9 protein-coding genes are annotated in these 8,516 nt (G+C 70.9%); 5 read left to right on the top strand and 4 right to left on the bottom strand.

Annotation, left to right across the window (positions count from 1 at the left end):
• The 3 genes from ITI46_RS31585 to ITI46_RS31575 all read left to right on the top strand — a co-directional run.
• The coding region (locus tag ITI46_RS31585; RefSeq protein WP_209243363.1) for a hypothetical protein at positions 1-1,197 on the top strand (1,197 nt) is incomplete at its 5' end.
• Positions 1,190-4,006, top strand: coding sequence for a CHAT domain-containing protein (locus ITI46_RS35940; protein WP_209243362.1), 2,817 nt, complete (start codon positions 1,190-1,192; stop codon positions 4,004-4,006). The genes ITI46_RS31585 and ITI46_RS35940, both read left to right, overlap by 8 nt.
• On the top strand, positions 4,003-4,518 hold the full coding sequence (locus ITI46_RS31575) for a hypothetical protein (protein ID WP_209243361.1): 516 nt from the start codon (positions 4,003-4,005) through the stop codon (positions 4,516-4,518). Before ITI46_RS35940 ends, ITI46_RS31575 begins: the two co-directional genes overlap by 4 nt.
• Before the next feature lie 94 nt (positions 4,519-4,612).
• Here ITI46_RS31575 and ITI46_RS31570 read toward each other — a convergent pair whose 3' ends face one another.
• A complete protein-coding gene (locus ITI46_RS31570) occupies positions 4,613-4,987 on the bottom strand; it encodes a hypothetical protein (RefSeq protein WP_209243360.1) in 375 nt (124 codons plus the stop codon).
• Between the two features lie 342 nt (positions 4,988-5,329).
• On the opposite strand from ITI46_RS31570, the gene ITI46_RS31565 reads away from it, so the two are divergent.
• Positions 5,330-6,328, top strand: coding sequence for a phosphotransferase family protein (locus ITI46_RS31565; RefSeq protein WP_209243359.1), 999 nt, complete (start codon positions 5,330-5,332; stop codon positions 6,326-6,328).
• A gap of 114 nt (positions 6,329-6,442) precedes the next feature.
• Here the strand turns inward: ITI46_RS31565 and ITI46_RS31560 are convergent, their stop codons facing one another.
• Positions 6,443-6,715, bottom strand: coding sequence for a muconolactone Delta-isomerase family protein (locus ITI46_RS31560; RefSeq protein ID WP_307808407.1), 273 nt, complete (start codon positions 6,713-6,715; stop codon positions 6,443-6,445).
• Between the two features lie 119 nt (positions 6,716-6,834).
• Positions 6,835-7,353, bottom strand: a complete 519-nt coding sequence (locus ITI46_RS31555; protein ID WP_372452114.1) for an HAD domain-containing protein — start codon at positions 7,351-7,353, stop codon at positions 6,835-6,837.
• A gap of 160 nt (positions 7,354-7,513) precedes the next feature.
• Here ITI46_RS31555 and ITI46_RS31550 point away from each other — a divergent pair, with 160 nt between their 5' ends.
• Positions 7,514-7,936, top strand: coding sequence for a hypothetical protein (locus ITI46_RS31550; protein ID WP_209243357.1), 423 nt, complete (start codon positions 7,514-7,516; stop codon positions 7,934-7,936).
• Positions 7,937-7,963: 27 nt separating this feature from the next.
• Here the strand turns inward: ITI46_RS31550 and ITI46_RS31545 are convergent, their stop codons facing one another.
• Positions 7,964-8,449, bottom strand: coding sequence for a MarR family winged helix-turn-helix transcriptional regulator (locus tag ITI46_RS31545; protein ID WP_209243356.1), 486 nt, complete (start codon positions 8,447-8,449; stop codon positions 7,964-7,966).
• Positions 8,450-8,516: the final 67 nt, after the last annotated feature.

Genomic DNA, 8,516 nt, shown 5'->3' with positions numbered 1-8,516 from the left:
GGGGGGACGGGGGGTGACGCCGTGGCGGAGTACCACGTGGACTGGCCGTGGCTGCTGGCGGGGCCGGACCCGCACGGGGACGAGGCGCTGCGGGGGATGGAAGAGGCCAAGTCCGCCGCGGACCGGGAGCGGTGGTTGGGCGTCCTGTCCGACGCCACGTCCAGCGCCGACCCGGCCGCGGTCGAGCGCTATGCGATCGGCCTGGCGCAGGCGGGCCGGTACGCGGAATCACTCAGGTTCTGGCGGTTGCTGGCGGAGCATGCGCCGGATACCGCCCGTGTTCTGCTGAACATGGCCTCGTGCCTGATGAGCGCCGGCCGTCTGGACGAATGCGCCCATGTGATGGAGGAGTGCGCCCGGCGCTGCCGTGACGACGACCCGGCCTACCCGGTGGTCTGCCGTCGGCAGGCCGAACTGGACGAACTGCGCGGCCGGTTGAACCGGGAGCAGCGCCTGCTGGAGGCCCGCGCGGACGCCTACCGGGAGCTGGACTCCCAGGGCCGCGCCTCACTTTCGGACCTCAAGGAGCTGTGCCGGATCTTGGCCGGCCTGGCCCAACGGCCCGGCAGCGGTGTCGCCAGGTCCGAGGTGGCGGAGGTCGCGGAGCGGATTCACGCCCAGGCGCCGGACGACGTGGGCGGCCTGGAACTCCTCGGCATGGCACGGGTGCTGGAGCACGACCAGGAGGGGCTGGCCGAGGTGCTGCGCCGGCTGGAGCGGGTCGCCCCGGACTCGCCGGTGCTCGCGGCGGCCCGCGCCCAGGTGACCGACCCCGGCTTCGGCGAGCGCTCCGACGAGCTGAAGCGCCGCTGGGACGACATCTGCCGCCGGGCGTCCCACGGCGAGCCCGGCGCCGAGGACGAACTCCGCAGGGAACTCCGCAGTCACCCGCACGTCGAGCAGCTCAAGGTGGGCCTGCTGTTCGCCGTGTACGGCCGGGCCGCGGACGGCCGGGGCGACTACGAGGAGGCGCGCCGGCTCGCCCTCGAACTCGCCGCCGATCCGCGGGCGGGGCACCACACCCACTTCCACGTCGCGCAGTTCCTCTGGAACCTCGGCGAACACGACCAGGCACGACGGCAGTTCGGACTCGCGCTGGCGACCTCGGAGACCGAGGAGGACGAGGAGAGCGTACGGCTGGCCGCTCGCACCGTCGGCGCGGAGTTCGCCGATCCGGCGGGCGGTACGGGTGGGTGACCGTGAGCGGCGCGTCGCCGCGCTGCTGATGCAGGCGGACAGCCTGAGCCGGGCCGAGTACGTGCTCTTCACCCATGCACCGGGGATCGATCTCGCGGAGCTGGTACGGGAGATGCAGGCCGGGCGGCACGCCTTCGAGAGAGACGGACAGGCGATGGCCGCGGCGCTGGTGGACTTCCATATGTCGCTGGTGGAGGAGATCGCGCCCGCACTGCGGGAGGCCGACCGTCGTCGCGGCGCGGAGTCCGCCGGCAGCTGGGAGCGCGTCGAGCGGGAGGCTCGCGGACTGCTGGCGCAGGGGCACTTGGATGCCGCCCTGGAACTGGTGCGGTCCTCGGGCGCCGCACTGCCGCCGGACTCCTACGCCACCGGGCGGATGCTCGGGATGGAGTGGCAGATTGCTGAGGCCATGGGGGCCGCCGGCCGCCACCGCGAAGCCCTGCGGATCCTGGACGGCCTCGACCAGGAGGTCGGCACCTCCGACGACGTGATCCAGCCCGGCCTTCGGCTCCGGCTGCACCGGATGCGCGGCGGGCTGTACCAGGCGGAGGGCGAGTACGGGCGCGCCTGCTCCGAGTACCGGGCGGCGCTCGATGCGGCATCGTCGATCGGGGAGATCGGCGACGAGCTGCAGATCCGGGCCGAGTTGGCGGACGCGCACTCGGCTGCCGGCCGGAGCCGGCTCGCGGTCCGGGAGTGCCGCCGGATCCTGACCCGTGCCGAGGCGGTGGGTGCCGGACCGGAGCCACGGGCGCTGGCGCTCAACCTGCTGGGGAACGCGTACCGGCGGGCGGGGGATGCCGCGGCGGCCCGGCGCTCCTTCCGGGGCGCGCTGGAGCTGGCTGCCGACGCCGGCGTCGACGACCCGAGAGTGCTGCGGGCGGCGGAGTCCTGGGTCGGGCTCGGAGACCTGCTGGTGGACGAGGACGACCACGCGGGCGCCGCAGAGGCCTACTTCCAGGGACTGTTGAAGTCGATGACCGTGAACCGGGAGGCCACAGCGCACGGGATGCGGCTGGTGGTGTCTCGCATGGAACGGCTCAGGGCCCCGGAGGCGGCGCTGCTGCTGCGTACCGCGGGAGTGTTTCGCGACTCGTTCCCCGCGGACGACCGGTACTGGGGACACCATCTGCCGTTCCGGCTGGCCGAGGCGGAGGCGTCGGCCGCGTCGGGAGACCCGGTTGGCGCGGCCGCGGCGCTGCGGGGGCTGCGGGAGGAGGCGCTCGGTCGCAGGGCCGACCTGGCGACGCTGCTGCGGCTCGAGACGCGGCTGGCGAGGACGCTGAGGGCAGCCGGGCGCTCTCGATCGGGCACCTGCGCGGACCGGCAGGCGGCGTTCGATCTGTTATGGGCGAGGCGCTGCGACCTGCGGCGCACGGTCGCCGGGCGTGCCGGAGAGGCTCGGGAGGACCTGGGCGCGCTGGTGGCACGGCATCAGGAGTGCTACGGGTTGCTCATCGACATGCTGCTCGACGACGCGGAAGGGCTCGCCCTTCCAGAGGGCGACGGGGCGGTCGAGCTCGCCTTCGATCTCCACGAGGAATACCGGGCCTGGGTCGAGGGCGCTTCGGCTCCCGCGGGGGTGCCCGGGACACCGGCGACCTTGTGTCAGCTGCGGGCCTGTCTGGCAGCGGATCCGGACGCCCGTCGCTGCGCCTTCGTCTCCTACTTCTTCTACGGGGAGAGCGGTGACCAGGGCAGCTGCGTGATCTTCGTCGTCCACGCCGACACCGGGCGGCTGACGGCCTTTCGAACGGCGGTCGGCCAACGCGAGGTGCAGCGGGCGGCGGGGCGGCTGCGACAGGCCTTCGACGGGGATGCGGACGCCTTCCCGCCGCTGCCTCCGCTACCGGCACGCCGGCCCTGGCGACGGAAGTTGGACTTCTTCGAGGGGCTGGCGCCGGGGCTGCTGGCCTTCCTGCCCGCGGTGGACGGGCGGGAACTGCTCTGCATCGCCGCCGACCCGGCGATGCAGGCGTTGCCGCTGGCGGCGCTTCCGCTGCCGCCGGCGGACGGAAACGGGCGGAAGAGCCGACCGTTGCTCGCCCACCACCACGCCGTCGTGCATGTGTCCAGCGCCACCTCCTTGCAGCGTACGGTCGCCCTGCCCTCCGCACCGGTCGGCGCCGGGGTTCTGGTCGCGGGCGTGGCGGCCGGTGAGGACCCGGCCCCGGAGCGGCTGGAGCACGACATCGACTTCATCGCCCCCCTCGTCACCTCCCAGTACGGCGGCCGGCAGGCGTTGACCGAAATCAGCCGTCTGTCCGCGACCCCGGACGCAGTTCTGGCCGGTCTGTGTGCCGCCCGCGTCGCCCACCTCACCGGACACGGCTGGTTCGACCGCGCCGAGCCGCTCGACTCCGGGCTGCTGCTGGCCCACGACGGGCAGCGCCCGAGCAAGTACCCGTCGGAGGTGGAGATCCGGACCCGGCTCCGGCACCTCCTGACCGCTCGTCATGCGCTCGACGCCGGACTGCGGTTGGACCTCATCACACTGCGCGCCTGTTCGACGGCCCGCCGCGACCTGCACAGCACCGGGGACCTCCAGGGGCTGGCCCACCTCCTCCAGTCCTCCGGCGTGCGGTCGGTCGTCGGCACGCTGTGGGACGTGGACGACACCAGTTCGCGCCGGCTCTTCGCAGACTTCTACCGTCGCCTGTCTGCCACCCCCGAGACGCCGTGGCGGGCCCTGTGGGAGGCCCAGCGCGCGATGCTCGAAGGGGACGGCACGCAGCGCGACGCGCCCTGGCAGCGTCATCCGTATCATTGGGCCGCCCTCGCGCTCTTCGGAGATTGGAGAATCCGGTGACATCGCCGACACCGTTCGCCCCAGCGGAACTGACGGACCGCGAAGTCATCCTCATTCTCCAGGAGTTGACGGAGGAGCTGACGGCCGGCGCCGCCGCGGACGCGATGCCGCTGGACCAGGAAGAGGCGGTCCTCCTGCTGGACGCCCTGCTCGGCACCCGGCCGGAGGCCGGGGCCAAGGCGGCCACCGTCCCGGAGGGCGCCGCGGCCTGTGCCGCCGCCCGCCGCCTGCTCGCTGTCCTCGCCGAGGAGCCCGCCTGCGCGGACCTGGCCGCCGAGCTGCTCAACGATCCGCCGGACGACTCGCGACTCGGCGGTGAACTTGCCGTCTCGGGCGTCGTCGTCCTGGCCGCTACGGCAGCCTGGCTGCAGACAAAGATCGACATCCATTTCAAACGAGGCGGCGGCCAGACCGAGTTCGAGTTCCGGCTGGGCAAGGAGGCCGCCGACGGATCGACGCTGCGCGAGCTGGCCGCCGCCGTCGCCCGCCTGCTCGGCGGGCCGCGGGAGTAGTCAGCCCCCGGCCCTCGACTGCCTGCGGCGCGTCGGACTGTTGCGTACGCGAAAACCGGGACGTACCGAACTCTTCGCCAATTGGGACCCCGTCTCAGCGCTCCCGGAAACCGCCGAGGAAGCGGCGAAAGAGACCGCCCTCGCGGGTCAGCGGGGGTGCTGGCGGCGGGGCAGTGGGCCGGTGCCGGGCGATCGGCTTGTCGTAGTCCGTCCGCACGATTGCGTCGATGGTCTGATCGAGGTCGAAGTCCTCGGAACCCTCGATGGACGGCACAAACCCGACCAGGGTCCCGTCCCGCATGACCTGTGCTTCGAGGCCCAGGGTGTCGTCCGTGTCCCAGACCGCCTCACGCCCGTCCTGCAGAACTACGCGCACGCCGATCTGGTAGACACCTTCACGGGCCAGGTGAGCATTTACGCCACGCTCCCGCAACGCGTCCACGACTCGAAGCGCTCTGCTCTCGTCCACATAAACATGATAACGCTCGCGGTTACTCTGGCACGCCGAATGCAATGCGTGTGGGAAGTGCGTAGAGGTACCAGGAATATCTTGAGCAAGTCTCCCTGTCGAGGCAGTGAACGCCTCCGCTGTCGGGCGCCCGCCGACGCATTGTATGCGTAATGTAGTGAGTCTTTTCCATGGAGTCGTCATGGCCTCGAAAATGCCGCAGAAGCGTAAATGCGAGGCGGCCGAACCCCGAATACCGAAGCGGTTCTCGTCGGTCCGCTCCCGCCCGGGCAGGCCATTCGTTCGCTGCGCTCCCGCGTAAGTCGTTCGCGCGTGCCGCCCACTCGATGATGAGGTGGCACAGTGACCAACCACGATGAGGCGGCGGTCCTACCGTTGACACTGGCTTGGGTGAGTCGGCACCTGGAGACCGGCGAACGGATCGTCAGGACCGAGGCGCTGCACGGCGGCATCACTGCCGACATGCGTAGGCTGACCATCGGCACGCGGGACGGAAGCACCCGTGACCTGGTGCTGCGGAGCTTCGTCGATCCGTTCTATGCGGGACACGCCGAAGACTGGCTGGACAGGGAGGCCGGCGCCCTCTCCCTGCTCGCGGGGACCGACGTGCCGGCGCCCGGACTGGTCGCGGCTGATCCGACCGCCGCGCATTGCGAGTACCCCTCGCTCCTGATGACACATCTGCCAGGCCGGACGGTCCTCGACGACGAGGGCTTGCAGACGCGCATCCCCCTGCTGGCCCGTCAACTCGTGGCGATCCACGCAGTACGGCCTTTCCCCAAGCTCTCGACTTCGCTCGAGCAGGGGAGACCCCACTGGCGGCCCCGGCCGTATGTGGCATTGACGACCGCCGACACCGTCGTGACGCCGAGGGGCGCCGACGCGGCGGCATGGACCGCGGCGATCGACGTGATCCGCAGGCCCGCGCCGCCGTATGAAGGACGCTTCCTGCACCGGGACTTTCAGCCCGGCAACGTGCTGTTCGACGTGCCGCCCCCAAGGTCGGCAGATGCCCGGATCACCGGCGTCGTCGACTGGGCAGTGGCCTCCTGGGGCCCGGCGGATCTCGATGTGGCGCACTGCTCGACCAGTCTGGCGCTGTTGCACGGCCCGGCGTGGGGTCTGCGGTTCGCTGAGGCGTATGAGGAGGCCGGCGGGGCACTGGCCGCGGCCGCGAGCGAGCGGCTGTACTGGCAGGTGCGGGACGGGCTGGCGTGCTCAGAAGAAGTGCGGGTGGTGGCGCAGACATGGCGGGAGGCGGGGAGGACAGAGCTGACGGCACGGGTTGTGGAGGAGCGGCTGGATGCTTATGTCACCGCCCTGATGGACGCGCTGGGCTGAGCCGGTGGACCTCGGGTTGTCGTCGCTGGCGTAGTTCGTTCGGCCGGGGTCTCGTAGGACGGCCCGTCCACCGGGACGGTGGACGGGCCGTGGGTCGGGCTTGCGGGCTTCGGGTCAGCGGGGGCCGAAGCCGCCGTATGGCCGCAGCGGGATGATCTGGAAGCTCGACATCTCTTTCTGGGCCAGCGGAAGTGCGGCCACAGTCGTTTCGGCGTCGTGCAGCGACTCGGCTTCGAGGAGGAAGCAGGCCCCCCGCGTGTCCTCGCGGAGCCAGATCTGGCGGAGTGCTCCACCGGCATAGAGCTCTCGCACCGTCTCGGTTTCTTGCGGCAGCACGGCCGCGAAGTCCTCGTCGCTGAACTGGTCGCTGTAGCGCTGGGTGATCACTATGAATTGCACAAGAGGAAACTACCAAGGCACCGGGTGCCGTGAGCCGTTCGCCGAGGTGCGGTTGTCGGCGGTGAGCCGGCGAGCCCGCTGTTTGAGGGCAGCGTTGGGTGGGGCGATCAGCTCCGGTGGATTTTGAGCCACTGGCCGAGTGTGGCGAAGTCCTGGTCACTCAGCCCGTGTCGGGGGTCGATGCGGTGCAGGAGAGCGGGTCCTGGGTGGTGGGCCTGCGCCCACTGCTGGTCGCGGTGAGTGATCTCGTCGTCGATCCACGCGAAGGGGCGTCCTGCTGCCCAGTCCAGGAGGGGTCGGGTTTTCCAGTGGAGACCGTACGCCGGTTCGTCGTCGGCGGGGTCGGGCCAGTCCACCACGGGCAGTTCGGGCAGGCCGAGCCAGGGGGCGATGCTGTCGTTCGCGTCGGACATCCACGTGGTGGCCCACACCAGCGTGCAGGGAAGGGCGAGCAGCCGGGGTCCGAGTGCGGGGTTGATCCTGGCGATGAGCGGGTTGTCGGTTGCCCGCGGCCCTCGCCCGGTCTCATAGGTGGGGTAGCCGTCGGGAAGCTGTTCGCGTGTGGCCCCGAAGGGGATGAGGGGCCCATCGACATCGAGGAACAGCAGAGGGAGCGTCGAACCGATCACGGGTGCACCGTAGCTGCGCTCGGGCTGCCGTGGCAGACGTGCACCACGGCAGGAGGGGGAGGTGGTTGTCCAGTACCTCGCGGGTAATTGCTGGTCTCCACCGGGCTGCATACCGTCCGTCACGCCGAGGGTCACCGCTATGAGAGGAGAACGGCCAATGGAATCGACACAGCAGCCCGGCGTTGCCACCACCGCGGGGAGGCCCGCATCCGACGGTCTCGCCCGCCTCGCCCTGAAGCTGGACGGGGTCGTCACAGGGCTGAACGGTCTGAGCTATCTCGCGCTCGCCAACGCCCTCGACTCGTTCCTCGGATTCGACACCGGGGTCCAGTATCCGGTCGGCGTCTTCCTGCTCGTCTACGGGGCCGGTGTCCTCGCCCTGGGCCTCCGCGAGACGATCAACCGAGGCCTCCTGCGCTTGGTGATGGTGGCAAACCTCGCGTGGGCGGCGCTGAGCATCGTCGTACTCGCCACCGACGCTCTCACGCCCACCGGCGTCGGCCAGGTCTGGATCGTCCTCCAAGCCCTGGTGGTCGGGGGCTTCGCGGCACTCCAGTACGTGGGACTGAAACGGTGTTGAACGAGCTGGATGCCCCTCCCGGGCGGGCTATGGGTTCGGGTTCTCCGCCAGTCTCTCCCAGTGATCGGCGAGCGCCTGCAGCGTGGCCATGAAGGGTGCGCGCTCGGACTCGTCGAAGGACTCCAGGAGGATCTTGTCGAGCATCCGGGCGCGGTCGTTCGCCTCGTGGAGGGCCTCGGTGCCGGCGTCGGTGAGGTAGAGCAGTTTGCGGCGGCCGTCAGCGGCGGCGGGGCGACGGGCGAGCAGGCCGCGGTTCTCCAGCCGGCGGGCCACATCGGCCATGGTGGACGTGTCCAGCGACACGGCAGCGGCCATGGAGCGCTGGTCGCGGCCCGGATTGGCCTCGACCGCCTGCAGTACCGCGAACTGGGGGCCGGTCAGCACCGGGTTCACCTCGCGCGTCCATACTGCGAGATATGCCTGGTAGAGACGGCGGACCTGATAGCCGGGCGCGGCGGTCAGAGCAGCGGGTACCCCCGGCGTGGTCTCGGCTGACGGGGTCTGGTCGGTCATGGGGCCTACTTAAGCACGCACGGCCTGCGCCGGGCGACAGCGGACAGTGTTCGGGGGGCGGGCCGGG

The organism is Streptomyces oryzae (genome assembly GCF_017676365.1).
Classification (GTDB): domain Bacteria; phylum Actinomycetota; class Actinomycetes; order Streptomycetales; family Streptomycetaceae; genus Streptomyces; species Streptomyces oryzae.
This window is presented reverse-complemented; position numbering and strand designations above follow the sequence as displayed.